This window comes from Streptomyces sp. cg40 (genome assembly GCF_050320165.1).
Taxonomy (GTDB): Bacteria; Actinomycetota; Actinomycetes; order Streptomycetales; family Streptomycetaceae; genus Streptomyces; species Streptomyces hokutonensis.
In genome coordinates, this window is the sequence record NZ_CP190128.1 from 9498393 (window position 1) to 9513575 (window position 15183).

The window sequence follows — 15183 nt, forward strand, 5'->3', positions numbered from 1 at the left end:
GGGGGGATACCGTCCAGGGGTGCGGGCCGACAGCAACCGCTCGACCGGCGTGGCCCCGGCCGCTACGGGCGCGCCAGATGCCGCATCGTCAGCGCCAGTTGCAGCCGCAGCCGTCCCTGCGGGGTGCGTACCGGCCAGCCCAGCAGGGACTCCGCGTGGGTCAACCTGTCCTGGAGCGTGGAGTGATGGACGTTGATCTCGGTGGCCGCCGCGCGCAGGCTCGTGGTGGCGGCGACCGCGTTCAGGGTGACCAGCAGCCAGGGCGCGTTGGCCGCCGCCGTCTCCAAGTCGTGGACGTCGGGCGGCGGTTCGGCGCCCGGTGCGACCAGATCGGCGAGGAGCGCGATGCCGCCGAGCGCGTCGGCGTGCACGATCCGCTCGCCGGGGTCCTGCGCGGTCCCGTCGGCGGTGAAGCGGAGGGCGGTGCGGGCGGCGGCCCAGGAGCGGGGCAGGTCCAGTAGGGGGACGGCGGGCCCGATGCCCAGCCGTCCGGCGGGCAACTCGGCGTCCGTCGGGAGCGGGTGCACCGGAGCGGGCTGCGGGCCGGCGTCCGGGTGCGGGGCGCCCGACACGGGCCGCCCGCCGCCGCACGTACCGCTGTCCCGGGGCGCGACGACGACCCGGGGCGGCCGGTCGAGCGGGGCGACGGCACGCGCCCGGGTCGCGGGGTCGGCCACGTCCAGGCCGAGGCGGCGGGCCGCGTGCAGCCGGGCCGGCTCGGGGGCCGTGGCGTCGAGCAGCGTCTCCACCAGCTCCGGGTCGTCGGCGGGCACCCGGCCCCGGGTGCGGTCGAGCACGAGCCGTACGACGCCGGCCGCCCGCTCCAGGATCACCGCGTCGACGACACTGGGCGCCGTCTCCGCCGTACGCTCCAGCCACAGCGCCGAGGCCCCGCCCGGTGCCAGCGCGAACGACGGCCAGGAGGGATCGGGCGGCGACTCGCTGTCCCGGCGTGTGCCGTCCGCCTCGACCCGCACCCGCACCCGCCGCTCGGCGTCGACCAGCCGCGCGGCACACCCGGCCAGCACCGCCGCCCCACGCACCAGCGCCTCGAGACCCGCCCGCGACTCGGCGAGCCGATCGAAGTAACCGATGACCTGGACGGCGGCACCGGCGTCCGGATCCAGCGCGGTCAGGCGCCCGGCCAGCTCTTTCATATCCCCATGGTGCGTCATGGAACGGGTGTGCAGGAGTCCGCGGACAGGGTTCCTTCGCGGGCGGGGCGCGGGGGAGTGCGGAGGCGACGCGTGGAACGCCTCCGCACTCCGGCGAACGCGGACCACCGGCGCCGACCGGGCCACCGGCGCCGACCGGGGCGGCACGGCACCGTACGCGTGCCGACAGCGGCCTCCGATCGCCCTCGCCCGCGGCCTCGTACGGCAGCCGCCCGAACCCCTACGCCCCCAACAGCCGCCGCAGCCAGGTCAGATGAGCGGCCCGGGCCGCCTGCGACAGCGCCGCCTGCGGGGCGAAGCCGTCGAAGCCGTGGAAGCCGCCGGGCCAGACGTGGAGTTCGGCGACGCCTCCCGCCTGCCAGAGGCGGGACGCGTAGGTGACGACCTCGTCGCGGAAGGTCTCGGCCGAGCCGACGTCGAGGAAGGCCGGGGGCAGGCCGGTGAGGTCCTCCGCGCGGGCCGGCGCGGCGTACGGGGACACGTCGGGGCCGCCGCGGCGCTCGCCGAGGAGCGCGGTCCAGCCGGTCTCGTTGGCCGTGCGGTCCCAGACGCCGACGCCGACCATCTGGTGGGCGGAGGGGGTGTCGTTGCGGTCGTCGAGCATCGGGCACAGCAGCAACTGGCCGATCGGGCGCGGGCCGCCGCGGTCCCGGGTGAGCAGGGCCAGCGCGGCGGACAGACCGCCGCCCGCGCTCGCGCCCATGAGAACGATCCGCTCCGGGTCGCCGCCGATCTCCTTCGCGTGCTCCGCCGTCCACAGCAGGCCGGCGTACACGTCCTCGATCGGCGCGGGGTGCGGATGCTCGGGCGCCAGCCGGTACTCCACGGACACCACCACCGCGTCCAGTTCCCGCGCGTACTCCAGCGCCCCGGACACCCCGACCCGGTTGTCGCCGAGCACCATGCCGCCGCCGTGCACGTGGTAGATGACGGGCAGCGGCCCGGCGGTCGCGGGTGCGGTCGGCCGGCAGATCAGCAGCGAGATGTCGGGCTCGCCGACCGGCCCCGCCACCTCGCGGTCCTCGACGGCGAAGGCCCCGTCCAGCGTGATGTCCAGCTGTCCCAACTGTGTGATGGCCGGTCCCTGGCGGATCTCCTCGATGTCCTCCAGCGACATCCCGGGCGAGATGACCTCCTTGATCAACTCCAGGGCTGCGGCGAGTTCGGGGTCGAACGGGGGCGGGACGGACGTCATGCGCTTCTCCTCACGCTGGGCGCGGCGGCTCGTACGGCCATACTCCGCGCGGTCGCCCCCGGTTCGCCCGCCGCCGTCCGGCGGAACCTCCCCGCCGGACGGCGGGTGCCTTGCCGGGAAGTGACCTGTTGTTCATCTGCGGGACGTGGAAGGGATCCTCCACGCCGACAACGATGTCCAAACCCCCACGGACAGACCCGTACCAGGAGCACCAGTGAACGTCTCCCTCACCGTCTGGCTGCTGACGATCGTCGCCCTGTGCGCCCTCGTCGGCGCCGACTTCCTCATCGGCCGCAAACCCCACGACGTGTCCGTCAGGGAGGCTGGCATCTGGACCGTGGTCTGGGTCGTGCTGGCCTGTCTGTTCGGACTCGGACTGCTCCTCTACGGCGGGAGCGGGCCCACCGGTGAGTTCTTCGCCGGGTACATCACCGAGAAGTCGCTGAGCGTCGACAACCTCTTCGTGTTCGTGCTGATCATGGGCAAGTTCGCGGTGCCCTCCCAGTACCAGCAGCGGGTGCTGATGGTCGGCGTCCTCGTCGCCCTGGTGCTGCGCGCGGGCTTCATCGCGGCCGGTGCCGCCATCATCTCCGCGTTCTCCTGGGTGTTCTACATCTTCGGCGCGTTCCTGATCTGGACCGCGTGGAAGCTGGTGCAGGACGCCCGCAAGGGCGGACACGAGGAGGAGTACGAGGAGAACAAGCTCCTCAAGATCGCCGAGCGCCGCTTCGGCGTGGCCGACCGCTATCACGGCACCAAGCTGTTCATCAGGGAGAACGGCAAGCGGATCATGACGCCGATGCTGGTCGTGATGCTCGCCATCGGTTCCACCGACGTGCTGTTCGCCCTCGACTCCATCCCCGCGATCTACGGCCTCACCCAGGATCCGTACATCGTGTTCACGGCCAACGCCTTCGCCCTGATGGGCCTGCGCCAGCTCTACTTCCTCATCGGTGGCCTGCTCAAGAAGCTCGTCCACCTGAGCTACGGCCTGTCGATCATCCTCGGCTTCATCGGCGTCAAACTGGTGCTGCACGCGCTGCACGAGTCCGGGGTGCACGTCCCGGAGATCTCCATCCCCTTCTCCCTCGGCTTCATCGTGCTCGTCCTGGCCGTGACGACGTTCACCAGCCTGCGGGCCACGAGGACCCAGAGCGCTTGACTTCGAGAACGCTCGAAGACCTACCGTCACGAAGGACGGTGAAGGTCCGGGCGAACTGTGGAACGGAGTCGGACATGCGGGTCGGTGTGCACATCAACCGGTTCAACCATCCCGGAGGGCCCGCGTCGATCGGGCCCGAGCTGGCCGCCGCGGGTGCCGCGGCCGAGGCGGCGGGCGTCAGCTGGCTGTCGGTGATGGACCACTACTTCCAGATGGAGTTCAACGGCGGCGCCGAGGACCCCATGCTGGAGGCCTACACGACACTGGGCTTCCTGGCCGCCCACACCTCCACGGTCCGCCTCGGCGCGCTGGTGACCGGTGTGACGTACCGGAATCCGGGGCTGCTCGCGAAGATCGCCACCACCCTCGACGTGCTCTCCGGCGGCCGGGCCACGCTCGGTGTCGGGGCCGCCTGGTACGACCGTGAGCACCATGGTCTCGGCGTGTCCTACCCGCCGGTCGCGGAGCGTTTCGAGCGGCTGGAGGAGACCCTGCGGATCTGCCTCCAGATGTGGGACCCGGAGGCCAACGGCCCCTTCGAGGGCGAGCACTACCGGCTGGCCGAGACCCTGTGCGTGCCTGCGCCGGTCAGCAGCCCGCACCCCGAGATCATGATCGGCGGCAGCGGCGAGAAGAAGACCCTGCGGCTCGTCGCCCAGTACGCCGACGCCTGCAACCTGATCGTGTCGACGCCGGACGAGCTGCGGCACAAGCTGGAGGTGCTGCGCGGGCACTGCGACCGGCTGGGGCGCGACTACGACCGGATCCGCAAGACCATCGTCCACACCGGGGAGTCGGTCACGACGGGCGATCTCGACGCCTTCCTGTCGGAGATCGACGGCTTCACCAAGCTCGGTGTCGACACGGTGATCCTGGGCCCGCGCACCGGGGAACCGGCCGAGTGGATCGAGCGGTTCGTGGCTCCGGCGGTGCCGCGCCTGGCCGAACTGGACTGACGTCAACCGACATGAAAGGGGCCGGAGTTCACATGAACTCCGGCCCCTTTCACGGTGCGGCGGGGTGCCTCGATCAGGCGGCGACGGCCTCGTCCGCGTGGCCCTTCAGCTGGGAGAGGACCTCGGTCAGCTGGGCGACGACCTCGGCGTCCTCGGACGGGTGGGTCTCGGCGAAGCGCACCACGGAGCCGGGGATCGAGAGCTTGAGCTCCTCGATCACCTTGCCGCCGGCGATGCCCACGGCCTTGCGGGCCTCGTCCTGCGCCCACACGCCGCCGAACTGGCCGTAGGCGGTGCCGACCACGACGACCGGCTTGCCGCCGAAGCCGCTGGCGCCGTAGGGGCGGGACAGCCAGTCGATGGCGTTCTTCAGCACGGCCGGGATGGTGCCGTTGTACTCGGGGGAGAAGAAGAGGAAACCGTCCGCGGCAGCGGCGGCGGCGCGCAGCTTGGCGGCGGCGGCCGGGACATTGCCCTCGACGTCGATGTCCTCGTTGTAGAACGGGATGTCGGCGAGACCCTCGAAGATCTCGATGTCGGAGCCCTCGGGCGCGAACTTCACGGCGGCCTCGGCGAGCTGGCGGTTGTGCGAGCCGGCACGCAGGCTGCCGACGAGCGCGAGGATACGAACAGACATGGGGGACTCCAAGAGGGGGGCTGAAACACTGCCGTTACGATCCGGACCGAGGTCCGCTTAAAAGTTGTACCAGCCTAAGCGGACCGCGGTCCAGTTTTGTTCCCCGTGCTTTACGCTGTCTTCATGTCCAGCGCCCTGCCGCCCTTTCCGAAGCCCGAGGAGTCCATAAGCGAGCCCCAGTTGCTGGAGGTCCGCTCCTTCGGGGACGAGCCGTGCCTGCGCGCCGACGCGGCCCGCAACCGGGCCAAGCTGCTGGAGGCCGCCGCCCGCCTGATCGCCGAGCACGGTGTGGCCGGCGTCACCATGGAAGCGGTGGCCACCGCGGCCGAGGTCGGCAAGGGAACCGTCTTCCGCCGCTTCGGCGACCGCACCGGTCTGCTGATGGCCCTGCTGGACCACTCGGCGAAGACGCTCCAGGCCGACTTCATGGGCGGGCCGCCGCCGCTGGGCCCCGGAGCGCCCCCGGTCGAGCGGCTGCGGGCGTTCGGTGTGGCGGTCCTCTACCGCTCGGCGGAGCAGCTGGACCTGCAACTGGCGGCACAGCCGGACCCGGCCCGCCGTTTCTCCCACACCGCGCTCCTGGCGCTGCGCACCCACGTCACGATGCTGCTCCGGCAGATCCTGCCGGACGCCGACTGCGAACTGCTCTCCCAGCCGCTCATGGCGTATCTCGACCCGGCCCTGATCAACCATCTGACCAGGCAGTGCGGGATGCCGATGGAGCGGCTCGAAGCCGGCTGGATCGACCTCGTCGCCCGCCTGACCGCCACACCCCCGCCCTGCTGAGTCCGCCTCAGGCGTGGCCGGCGAACATGTCGAGGATGCCCTGAGGGGCGTCGGCCCGGAACATCAGCTCGCCGTTGGCCGCCGAGTCCGCGGCCGCCTCTTCGCTCCGCGGGAACAGCTTCTCCTCGTAGGCGGCGAGCGCGGTCTCGGTGTCGCCCGGGTGCGCGGCCAGCGCGAGGCCCAGGTCCGCCCCGTCGAGCATCGCGAGGTTGGCACCGACGCCCGCGAACGGCGACATCAGGTGGGCCGCGTCGCCCAGCAGCGTGACCCCGGGCACCCGGTCCCAGCGGTGCCCGATCGGCAGCGCGTGGATCCGCCGCGGGGTCAGCGGCCCGTCCGCGTCGCCGAGCAGCGCCCGCAGGCTCTTGTCCCAGTCGTCGAAGTGCCCGAGCGTGTACGCCTTCGCCGCCTCGGTGTCCGTGAAGTCGACTCCGTCGAACGCGTCCTCGGGGACGGCGAGCGCCACGTAGATGTGCAGGCTCCCGTCGGTCTCGCGGTGGCCCAGGAAGCCCTTGCCCGCGCCGAGCGCCATCAGCATGCCGCCGCCGACGACCTCGGCGCTCACCGGATGCCGTAGGTCGGCGTCCGGAAGGTCCACCTCGACGAACGAGACGCCGGTGTACGCGGGCCGCGCGTCCGAGAGCAGGGACCGCACCCGGGACCAGGCACCGTCCGCGCCGATCAGCAGATCGGTGGTGAAGGAGGTGCCGTCGGAGAGGGTCACCTCGTGTCGGCCGCCGTCGAGCGGGCGGGCGCCGGTGACCTTCGCGCCCCAGCGGACGGTGCCCGCGGGCAGGGAGTTCAGCAGCAGGTCGCGCAGTTGCCCGCGCTCGACCTCGGGGCGCCCGCCGGTGCCGTCGTCGGGATCGTCCAGCAGGACTGTGGCCGCCTTGTCGAGGACGCGGGTGGCCTCGCCGCCCGGGTGGACCAGCGCGCGGAACTCCTCGTACAGGCCCGCCGCGCGCAGCGCCGGCTGACCCGAGTCCTCGTGGATGTCGAGCATGCCGCCCTGGGTGCGCGCGGCGGGGGAGGCGTCCAGGTCGAAGACGGCGGCCTCGACGCCGTTGACGTGCAGGACCCGGGCGAGCGTGAGCCCGCCGAGTCCGCCGCCGATGATCGCGAGGGGGTGGTGAGGGGTGGTCATGGTGAACCTCCTTGAAACGGGCGGGAGTTGAGGTGTCAGCCGGGTACGGCGGTGCGCTCGATCCCGGCGATCAGCGCCTGGAATCTCCAGGACAGACGGGCCTCGCCCGCCCCGGACAGCAGCTCGGTGGAGCGGGCCGCGATGTGCGGGTGGGTCCGGTCGGAGACGTTGCGCAGGGCGTCGGTCAGGGCGTCCCAGTCGTCCCGGGGGGTGTCCTCGGCCGAGTGCTCGGCGGCCGTCGCGGTGGCCTGCTGGAGCAGCAGGTCCACGCCCCACGCGGCCTGCGCGGGCGGAACGCCTCCCTCGTCGAGCAGGGCGAGCAGGTTCTCGATCAGGTTCAGGTAGTGCGGGCCGCTGGGCCACGCCGTCAGTGCCGAACGGGCGAGGCTCGGGTGCTCGAAGAGCATCGCGGTGTACGCGGTGAGGATCTGCTCCAGGCGCTCGCGCCAGGAGCCCTCGGCCGGGACGGGCCCGATCGTGCCGAGCAGTTCGTCCAGGACCGCCGCGTGCAGCTCCGCGGTGTTGCGGACGTACACGTACAGCGAGGCCGGACCGGTGTCGAGCTCTTGGGCCAGGCGCCGCATGGTGACCTTCTGCAGACCTTCGGCGCGCAGCACCGCCACCGCGGCGGCGACGATCGCCGCCCTGCTCAGGGCGGGTTTCGCCGGGCGTTCACGGCGGCTGCGCGGAGTGTCGGGGCGAGCTGTCATGCCTCCACGGTAACGAACATGTTCGCTCCGAACAAGTTCGTGACGAACATGTTCGTAACATCCCGGACCATGTTGCCGTTGTGACGACCGTTGCCCCGCCGCGCTGCCGTAGCCCGGCTTCTGCCAAGATGCCGTACGTCATGGTGCAGATACCGAAAACGCCCGCAGCCCCGTCGCCCGCACCGCGCTCCGTTCCCACGAGCGCCGATGTGGCCCGCCTGGCCGGCGTCTCACGCGCGACCGTCTCCTACGTCCTCAACAACACCAGCGCCGTACGGATCAGCGAGCCCACCCGCCGCCGCGTCCACGAGGCCGCCAAGGAACTGGGGTACGTCCCGCACGCGGCGGCCCGCAGCCTGCGCGCCGGACACAGCCGGATGGTGCTGATGCCGGCGCCGCCCATGCAAGTGGGGCTTCTCTACAGCCAGTTCATCAACGAACTCCAGTGGGCGCTCAGCCGCCTCGACTACACGGTCGTGCAGCACGGCTCCGTCGGTCTGCGCGGCGACGAGGCCGCCCGCGCCTGGGCCGAACTCCGCCCGGTCGCCGTCCTGGTGCCCGGCGCCGGACTCGGCCCGCAGGGTGTCGCGGTCCTCAAGCGCTCCGGGGCGCGCGCCGTCCTCACCCTCGGCCCCGAGCCGATCGAGGGCGCGCACGTCATGCTCCTGGACCACGAGGGCGTCGGCCACTGTGCGGGCGAGCACCTCTACGGCCGCGGCCGGCGCCGGATCGGCGTGGTCGTGCCCGAGGAGCCGGGCATGGGGATCTTCTCCCGGCCCCGCCTCGAAGGAGTGCGCCGCGCCCTGCTCGGCACGGACGCCACGGTGACCGAACTCCCCCTCTCCTACAGCGAGGAGAGCGCCGCCGGGACCGCCGCCCGGTGGCGCGACCTCGGCCTCGACGCGGTGTTCACGTACAACGACGAGTACGCGATGCTGCTGATGCGAGCCCTCCAGGACGAGGGCATCCGCATCCCCGAGGACACCGCCGTGGTCGGCGCCGACGACCTGATGATCGGCCGGCTGCTGCGACCGCGCCTGAGCACCGTCCACATCCAGCTCCCGTCCGGCCGCGACCTGGCCGAACTCGTCGACAACGCGGTGCGCGACCCCGGCTCGGTGCCGGCCGTGCACGAACTGCTCGGCGCCAAGGTGGTGCACCGCGACTCCAGCTGAACCGGATCCGATGAGCGCGGGCCGGGGCGAACCCGCCGTACGCGACTAGAATGTTGCGTGCTCAACCAGGTGGGGGTGCGTTCGATCACGGATGCGGTCCAGACGTCTGCGCCCGATCGCCGCATCCCGTCACACGCACGCCCCGGGACTCCAACTACCCGCGCGGGTCCCGCCGTTGACGGATCGGAGAGCCGCCATGCCCCTGCTCGACCCCAAGATCTGGCAGTCCCGCCCGCTGTCGGGCCCGGAGTACCCGGTCACCGAGCCCGCCACCGGCGACCAGCTCGCCACCGTCACGCTCGCCGCGGCCGAGGACATACGCCCCGCCGTACGGGCGGCCGGATCAGCGCAGACCGAGTGGGCGCGCGTCCCGCACTTCGTCCGCGCCGGAGTGCTGCGCAGGGCTGGTGACCTGTTCGCCGCGCACGCCGAGGAACTGCGCGAGTGGCTGGTCCGGGAGTCCGGGTCGATCCCCGGCAAGGCGGACTTCGAACTGCACGTCGCCGCCCAGGAGTGCTACGAGGCCGCCGCGCTCGCCTCCCGCCCCGCCGGCCAGGTCCTTCCGTCGGAGGCGCCGAGGCTGTCGTACACCCGGCGCATTCCGGTCGGGGTCGTCGGCGTGATCGCGCCGTTCAACGCCCCGCTGATCCTCTCCATCCGCTCGGTCGCCCCGGCGCTCGCCCTCGGCAACGCGGTCGTCCTCAAGCCGGATCCGCGCACGGCGGTCTGCGGGGGACTGTCTCTCGCGGCGGTCTTCGCGGAGGCGGGCCTGCCCGACGAACTCCTCCAAGTCCTGCCCGGCGGTGCCGAGGTGGGGGCCGCACTGGTCGCCGACCCCCAGGTGCCCGTCATCTCCTTCACCGGCTCAACTGCCGCCGGGCGCGCGGTCGGTGAGGCGGCGGGACGTCATCTCAAGCGCGCCCACCTGGAGTTGGGCGGGAACTCGGCCCTGATCGTGCTGGCGGACGCGGATCTGGACGCGGTGATCTCGACGGCGGCCTGGGGTTCGTTCTTCCACCAGGGCCAGATCTGCATGACGACGGGCCGCCATCTCGTCCACGAGTCGCTCTACGAGGAGTACGTCGAACGCCTCGCCGCCAAGGCCGAGTCGCTGGCCGTGGGCGACCCGCACCGGGCGCAGGTCCACCTGGGCCCGATCATCGACGGTGCCCAACTCGCCAAGATCCACGGCCTGGTCGAGGCCAGCGCGGCGAGCGGCGCCAGGCTCGCGGCGGGCGGCACGCACGAGGACCTCTTCTACCGGCCGACCGTCCTCGCGGGCGTCGAGGACGACACCCCGGCCTACGCGGAGGAGGTCTTCGGCCCGGTGGCGCCGGTACGGTCCTTCGCCACCCCCGAGGAGGCGGCGGCGCTGGCCACGACCGGACCCTACGGTCTCTCGCTCGGCATCGTCACGCGCGACGCGGCCCGCGGCCTGGACCTGGCGGAACGCATCCCGACCGGGATCGTCCACATCAACGACCAGACCGTCAACGACGAGGCCGTGGCGCCCTTCGGCGGGGTCGCCGCGTCCGGCACCGGCGCCCGCTTCGGCGGCGAGGCCAATATCGAGGCCTTCACCGACGTGCGCTGGACGACGGTGCGCGCGGACGTGGCGTCGTACCCGTTCTGAGAGGGCTGCTCACTTACCGTTCTGCTCGGCCTGTGCCTGCTGCTCGGCGACCGACTTGCGGACCTCGTCCATGTCGAGCTTGCGGGCCTGGCCGATGACGTCGGTGAGGGCGGCCTCCGGCAGCGCGCCGGGCTGGGCGAACACGGCGACACGGTCACGGACGATCATCAGCGTGGGGATCGACTGGATACCGAAGGCCGCGGCCAGCTCGGGCTGGGCCTCGGTGTCGATCTTGCCGAAGACGAGGTCCGGGTTGTCCTCGGCCGCCTTCTCGTAGACCGGGGCGAACTGACGGCACGGCCCGCACCAGGACGCCCAGAAGTCGATCAGGACGAAGTCGTTGTCCGTGACCGTCTGGTCGAAGTTCTCCTTGGTGAGCTCCACGGTGCTGCTGCTCATGACGTGATTCCCTCTTCCTCGATGTGGGGGCGAAGCCGCCTCGGACAACACGGTCGTCCGGGCCCGTATTCCGCGCCCCTACCCGTGTGGCCTCAGCGCACACCACCCAGCAGACTGGCCCCATGACGGAAACGGAATCCATCGAGTACGACGTCGTGGTGGTCGGGGCCGGGCCCGTGGGGGAGAACGTCGCCGACCGCACCCGTGCGGCCGGTCTCTCCACCGCGGTCGTGGAGAGCGAACTCATCGGCGGTGAGTGCTCGTACTGGGCGTGCATGCCCAGCAAGGCCCTGCTGCGCCCGGTGATAGCCCGCGCCGACGCCCGCCGCGTGCCCGGCCTCGGCCATCTCGTCCAGGGCCCCCTCGACACCGCGGCGGTCCTCGCCCACCGCGACTACGAGGCCTCGGGCTGGAAGGACGACGGCCAGGTCCGCTGGCTCGACGGCATCGGCGCCGACCTCTACCGCGGCCACGGCCGCCTCGACGGCCCCCGCCGGGTGACGGTCACCGGCCCGGACGGCGTACGGCACGTCCTCACCGCCCGGCACGCGGTCGCCGTGTGCACCGGCACCCGCGCCCTCCTCCCCGACCTGCCCGCACTCGCCGACGTCAAGCCCTGGACCAGCCGCGAGGCCACCAGCGCCCAGGCCGCGCCCGGCCGGCTGATCGTGGTCGGCGGCGGAGTCGTGGCCGTGGAAATGGTGACCGCCTGGCAGGCGTTGGGCTCCCGGGTCACCCTCCTCGTCCGCGGCAAGGGCCTGCTGCCCCGCATGGAACCCTTCGCCGGCGAACTGGTCGCCGACGCGCTCACCGAGGCCGGCGTCGACCTGCGCACGGGCACCTCCGTCACGGCGGTGACCCGCGAGAACGGCACCGTCGTCGCCGTCACCGACAGCGGCGACCGCATCGAGGCCGACGAGATCCTCTTCGCCACCGGACGCGTCCCGCACACCGACGACATCGGCCTCGACACGATCGGCCTGGAACCGGGCTCCTGGCTGCCCGTGGACGACTCCCTGCGCGTCCAGGACAGCGACTGGCTCTACGCCGTCGGCGACGTCAACCACCGCGCCCTCCTCACCCACCAGGGCAAGTACCAGGCACGCATCGCGGGCGCGGCCATCGCCGCCCGCGCCTCCGGAGTCCCGCTCCTGGAGACCGACCCCTGGGGCGCCCACGCGGCCACCGCCGACCACGACGCCGTACCCCAGGTCGTCTTCACCGACCCGGAGGCCGCGGCCGTCGGCCTCTCCCTCGCCGAGGCGGAGGCGGCCGGCCACCGCGTCCGCGCCGTCGACGTCGAGTTCTCCTCGGTCGCCGGCGCCGGCCTCTACGCCGACGGCTACCGGGGCCGCGCCCGCATGATCGTCGACCTCGACGACGAGACCCTGCGCGGCGTCACCTTCGTCGGCCCCGGCGTCGGCGAACTGATCCACTCCGCGACCATCGCCGTCGTCGGCCAGGTCCCGATCAACCGCCTGTGGCACGCGGTCCCGTCCTACCCGACGATCAGCGAGATCTGGCTCCGCCTGCTGGAGGCCTACCGGGGCTGAACACCCCTGATGCCCTACGGCAGTTGAAAGCCGAGCGCAGCCGATGCCTCGACCGGTGTCGGCTGCGCCCAGCGCTCCGCCATCGCCTCGTTCGACGACAGCGAGCGCAGCTCGGCCCGGTCCAGATAGAGCAGCCCGTCGAGATGGTCCGTCTCGTGCTGCACGATCCGCGCGGGCCACCCGGCGAACACCTCGTCCACCGCCCGTCCGTGCTCGTCCTGCCCGGTCAGCCGCACCGACGCGTGCCGTGCCACCACCGCCTGATAGCCCGGCACGCTCAGGCACCCCTCGAAGAACGCGGCCCGGCCGTCGCCGACCGGCTCGTACGACGGATTGACCAGCACCCGGAACGGCTGCGGCACCCGCCCGCGCACCAACCGCACCTCGTCCGGCACCGGAGCCGGATCCTCGATCACCGCGATCCGCAGCTCCACCCCGACCTGCGGGGCCGCGACGCCCACGCCCGGCGCCGCGTGCATGGTCACGCGCAGCGCCTCGACGAACCGGGCCAACAGCGCGGGCTCCAACTGGCCGTCGAACGGCTCGGTTCCACGCCTGAGGACCGGGTCACCGGCCGAGACGATGGGCAACGGACCGCCGGCGGCGAGGAGTTCCTCGACCCGTTCGGCAAGGGGCGCGCGATCACTGGGAAGTGCCATCGCGCCAGGATGCCATGGCCTCCACCGCGGCCCGAACGTGACGCACGCCACTCCAGCCCTCGGGAACTCGGCGCCTTCACCCGCCGACTACTGGACCACTACGGCTACGACACACCCCCGCTCCGCACCGTCCCCGCCCCCTGCCTCCCGGAGAAGCCCGCCCATGTCCACCGCTCCCTCGACCGCCCCGGCCGAGGTCCCGCAGGAGCCCGCCCCGGCACCGTCCCCTAGCCGCTGGGCCCCGCTCCGCCCCCTGATCCTGCGTCTGCACTTCTACGCCGGAGTGCTCGTCGCCCCGTTCCTGCTGATCGCGGCGACCACCGGCTTCCTGTACGCCGGTGCCTTCCAGGCCGAACGGATCGTGTACGCCCACGAGTTGACCGTCCCCGTCGGCGACCGCGAGCTGCCGATATCGGAGCAGGTGGCCGCCGCCCGCAAGGCACACCCCGAGGGCACGGTCTCGGCGGTCCGGCCCTCCCCGGAGGCCGGCGCCACCACCCGCGTCATGCTCTCCGGCGTCGAGGGCGTCCGCTCCGACCACACCCTCGCGGTGTTCGTCGACCCGTACACCGGGAAGGTGCGCGGCGCGCTGGAACAGTACGGCTCCACCGGCGCGCTCCCGCTGCGCACCTGGATCGACGACCTGCACCGCAATCTGAACCTCGGCGAAACCGGCCGCCTGTACAGCGAGTTCGCCGCGAGCTGGCTGTGGGTCATCGCGGGCGGCGGCCTGGTGCTGTGGTTCTCCCGCCGCCGCGCCCTGCGCAAGGTGCGCGGTACCAGCGGACGCCGTCGCACCCTCGGCCTGCACGGCACGGTGGGTGTCTGGGCCGCCGCCGGTTTCGTCTTCCTGTCGGCGACCGGACTTACCTGGTCGACGTACGCGGGCGCCAACATCGACGAACTCCGCACCTCTCTCGGCCAGTCCACACCCTCGGTGTCCGCCGCCGCGAGCGGTGAACACGCGGGCCACGGCGGCTCCACCGCGACCGGCGCCGCCGAACACGGGGTGGGCCTCGACAAGATCCTCGCCGCCGCGCGGGCCAAGGGATTGGGCAATCCCGTCGAGATCGTCCCGCCCGCCGACGCGAACTCGACGTACGTCGTCAAACAGGTCCAGCGCAGCTGGCCCGAGAAGCAGGACGCCGTCGCCGTCGACCCCACCACCGGCACGGTGACCGACGAACTCCGCTTCGCCGACTACCCGTTGCTCGCCAAACTGACCCGCTGGGGCATCGACCTGCACACCGGCGTCCTGTTCGGCCTGGCCAACCAGATGGCCCTGATGCTGCTCGCCGGCTCCCTGATCCTGCTGATCGTGTGGGGCTACCGCATGTGGTGGCAGCGCGGCCGGGGTTCCTCCTTCGGCCGCCCGATCCCGCGCGGCGCCTGGGCCCGGCTGTCCCCGCTGGTCCTCGTCCCGTGCCTGGCGGTGATCGCCGTACTCGGCTATTTTGTCCCGCTGTTGGGCATCCCGCTGGCCGCGTTCATCGCGGTGGACGTGGTGCTGGGCGAGGTGGCCCACCGCAAGGGCCGCCGGACGTACGCGAGTTGACGACACATGTGGAGGGGCCAGGTTCCGTCACGGAACCTGGCCCCTCCACTCACGTCACCGCGTCTCAGACCTGCTCGAAGTCACCCGCGAGCGCCGAGGCGATCCGCAGATGCGAACCGGCCTCCTCGTGCCGGCCCTGCCGCTCCAGCGTGCGGCCCAGCATCAGCCGCGCGTAGTGCTCGACCGGGTCGCGCTCCACCAGGACCCGCAACTCGGTCTCGGCGCGCCGCAGTTGGGCCGAGTGGTAGTAGGCGCGCGCCAGCAGCAGACGCGGTCCGGTCTGCTCCGGCACCTCCTCGACCAGTCCGCCCAGCACCCGGGCCGCGGCGGCGTAGTCCTTGGCGTCGAAGAACAGCTGCGCGCGCTCCCAGCGCTCCGCCGGTGTTCCGTGGTCGTAGTACGTCATGTCCACTTGACCTCCTTCGACGCCCTCAACGGACCGTG

The 15183-nt window shown here is 72.2% G+C and carries 15 protein-coding genes; 7 read left to right on the plus strand and 8 right to left on the minus strand.

What is annotated here, in order from left to right; genetic code table 11:
• Positions 1-62: 62 nt before the first annotated feature.
• Positions 63-1157, minus strand: coding sequence for a helix-turn-helix domain-containing protein (locus ACQHII_RS42860; protein ID WP_427924323.1), 1095 nt, complete (start codon positions 1155-1157; stop codon positions 63-65).
• Positions 1158-1395: 238 nt separating this feature from the next.
• A complete protein-coding gene (locus ACQHII_RS42865; RefSeq protein WP_427924324.1) occupies positions 1396-2370 on the minus strand; it encodes an alpha/beta hydrolase in 975 nt (324 codons plus the stop codon).
• A gap of 214 nt (positions 2371-2584) precedes the next feature.
• On the opposite strand from ACQHII_RS42865, the gene ACQHII_RS42870 reads away from it, so the two are divergent.
• Both ACQHII_RS42870 and ACQHII_RS42875 read left to right on the plus strand, forming a co-directional pair.
• Complete coding sequence (locus tag ACQHII_RS42870) at positions 2585-3532, plus strand: TerC family protein (protein ID WP_427924325.1); 948 nt, start codon at positions 2585-2587, stop codon at positions 3530-3532.
• Between the two features lie 74 nt (positions 3533-3606).
• The gene (locus ACQHII_RS42875) at positions 3607-4488 is read left to right on the plus strand and encodes an LLM class F420-dependent oxidoreductase (protein ID WP_427924326.1); all 882 of its coding nucleotides are present in this window, start codon (positions 3607-3609) and stop codon (positions 4486-4488) included.
• A 73-nt stretch (positions 4489-4561) separates the two neighbouring features.
• Here ACQHII_RS42875 and ACQHII_RS42880 read toward each other — a convergent pair whose 3' ends face one another.
• The gene (locus ACQHII_RS42880; protein ID WP_427924327.1) at positions 4562-5125 is read right to left on the minus strand and encodes an NAD(P)H-dependent oxidoreductase; all 564 of its coding nucleotides are present in this window, start codon (positions 5123-5125) and stop codon (positions 4562-4564) included.
• 105 nt (positions 5126-5230) lie between these two features.
• On the opposite strand from ACQHII_RS42880, the gene ACQHII_RS42885 reads away from it, so the two are divergent.
• Positions 5231-5911, plus strand: coding sequence for a TetR/AcrR family transcriptional regulator (locus tag ACQHII_RS42885; protein WP_427924328.1), 681 nt, complete (start codon positions 5231-5233; stop codon positions 5909-5911).
• A gap of 7 nt (positions 5912-5918) precedes the next feature.
• Here ACQHII_RS42885 and ACQHII_RS42890 read toward each other — a convergent pair whose 3' ends face one another.
• Positions 5919-7055 (minus strand): FAD-dependent oxidoreductase, encoded by a 1137-nt coding sequence (locus ACQHII_RS42890; RefSeq protein WP_427924329.1) that lies wholly within the window; start codon positions 7053-7055, stop codon positions 5919-5921.
• Between the two features lie 35 nt (positions 7056-7090).
• Positions 7091-7765, minus strand: a complete 675-nt coding sequence (locus ACQHII_RS42895; protein WP_427924330.1) for a TetR/AcrR family transcriptional regulator — start codon at positions 7763-7765, stop codon at positions 7091-7093.
• 140 nt (positions 7766-7905) lie between these two features.
• On the opposite strand from ACQHII_RS42895, the gene ACQHII_RS42900 reads away from it, so the two are divergent.
• Entirely contained in the window at positions 7906-8940 is a 1035-nt protein-coding gene (locus ACQHII_RS42900; RefSeq protein WP_427924331.1) for a LacI family DNA-binding transcriptional regulator, read from the plus strand.
• Positions 8941-9136: 196 nt separating this feature from the next.
• The gene (locus tag ACQHII_RS42905; protein ID WP_427924332.1) at positions 9137-10573 is read left to right on the plus strand and encodes a benzaldehyde dehydrogenase; all 1437 of its coding nucleotides are present in this window, start codon (positions 9137-9139) and stop codon (positions 10571-10573) included.
• A 9-nt stretch (positions 10574-10582) separates the two neighbouring features.
• Here the strand turns inward: ACQHII_RS42905 and trxA are convergent, their stop codons facing one another.
• Positions 10583-10972, minus strand: coding sequence for a thioredoxin (trxA, locus tag ACQHII_RS42910; RefSeq protein WP_019068403.1), 390 nt, complete (start codon positions 10970-10972; stop codon positions 10583-10585).
• Positions 10973-11094: 122 nt separating this feature from the next.
• On the opposite strand from trxA, the gene ACQHII_RS42915 reads away from it, so the two are divergent.
• The gene (locus ACQHII_RS42915) at positions 11095-12525 is read left to right on the plus strand and encodes a dihydrolipoyl dehydrogenase family protein (RefSeq protein WP_427924333.1); all 1431 of its coding nucleotides are present in this window, start codon (positions 11095-11097) and stop codon (positions 12523-12525) included.
• A gap of 14 nt (positions 12526-12539) precedes the next feature.
• Here ACQHII_RS42915 and ACQHII_RS42920 read toward each other — a convergent pair whose 3' ends face one another.
• Positions 12540-13184, minus strand: a complete 645-nt coding sequence (locus ACQHII_RS42920; protein ID WP_427924334.1) for a peptide deformylase — start codon at positions 13182-13184, stop codon at positions 12540-12542.
• A 163-nt stretch (positions 13185-13347) separates the two neighbouring features.
• Between ACQHII_RS42920 and ACQHII_RS42925 the strand changes: the two genes are divergently transcribed.
• Positions 13348-14739: a PepSY-associated TM helix domain-containing protein gene (locus tag ACQHII_RS42925; protein WP_427924335.1), complete on the plus strand. Its 1392-nt coding sequence runs from the start codon at positions 13348-13350 to the stop codon at positions 14737-14739.
• 64 nt (positions 14740-14803) lie between these two features.
• On the opposite strand, the gene ACQHII_RS42930 is transcribed toward ACQHII_RS42925, so the two are convergent.
• Complete coding sequence (locus ACQHII_RS42930) at positions 14804-15151, minus strand: tetratricopeptide repeat protein (protein WP_363093604.1); 348 nt, start codon at positions 15149-15151, stop codon at positions 14804-14806.
• Positions 15152-15183: the final 32 nt, after the last annotated feature.

Coding starts and splice junctions, on each gene's coding strand:
- ACQHII_RS42860 (WP_427924323.1), bottom strand. CDS start 1,157: ATGAAAGAGCTGGCCGGGCGCCTGACCGCGCTGGATCCGGACGCCGGT.
- ACQHII_RS42865 (WP_427924324.1), bottom strand. CDS start 2,370: ATGACGTCCGTCCCGCCCCCGTTCGACCCCGAACTCGCCGCAGCCCTG.
- ACQHII_RS42875 (WP_427924326.1), top strand. CDS start 3,607: ATGCGGGTCGGTGTGCACATCAACCGGTTCAACCATCCCGGAGGGCCC.
- ACQHII_RS42880 (WP_427924327.1), bottom strand. CDS start 5,125: ATGTCTGTTCGTATCCTCGCGCTCGTCGGCAGCCTGCGTGCCGGCTCG.
- ACQHII_RS42890 (WP_427924329.1), bottom strand. CDS start 7,055: ATGACCACCCCTCACCACCCCCTCGCGATCATCGGCGGCGGACTCGGC.
- ACQHII_RS42895 (WP_427924330.1), bottom strand. CDS start 7,765: ATGACAGCTCGCCCCGACACTCCGCGCAGCCGCCGTGAACGCCCGGCG.
- ACQHII_RS42900 (WP_427924331.1), top strand. CDS start 7,906: ATGGTGCAGATACCGAAAACGCCCGCAGCCCCGTCGCCCGCACCGCGC.
- ACQHII_RS42905 (WP_427924332.1), top strand. CDS start 9,137: ATGCCCCTGCTCGACCCCAAGATCTGGCAGTCCCGCCCGCTGTCGGGC.
- trxA (WP_019068403.1), bottom strand. CDS start 10,972: ATGAGCAGCAGCACCGTGGAGCTCACCAAGGAGAACTTCGACCAGACG.
- ACQHII_RS42915 (WP_427924333.1), top strand. CDS start 11,095: ATGACGGAAACGGAATCCATCGAGTACGACGTCGTGGTGGTCGGGGCC.
- ACQHII_RS42920 (WP_427924334.1), bottom strand. CDS start 13,184: ATGGCACTTCCCAGTGATCGCGCGCCCCTTGCCGAACGGGTCGAGGAA.
- ACQHII_RS42925 (WP_427924335.1), top strand. CDS start 13,348: ATGTCCACCGCTCCCTCGACCGCCCCGGCCGAGGTCCCGCAGGAGCCC.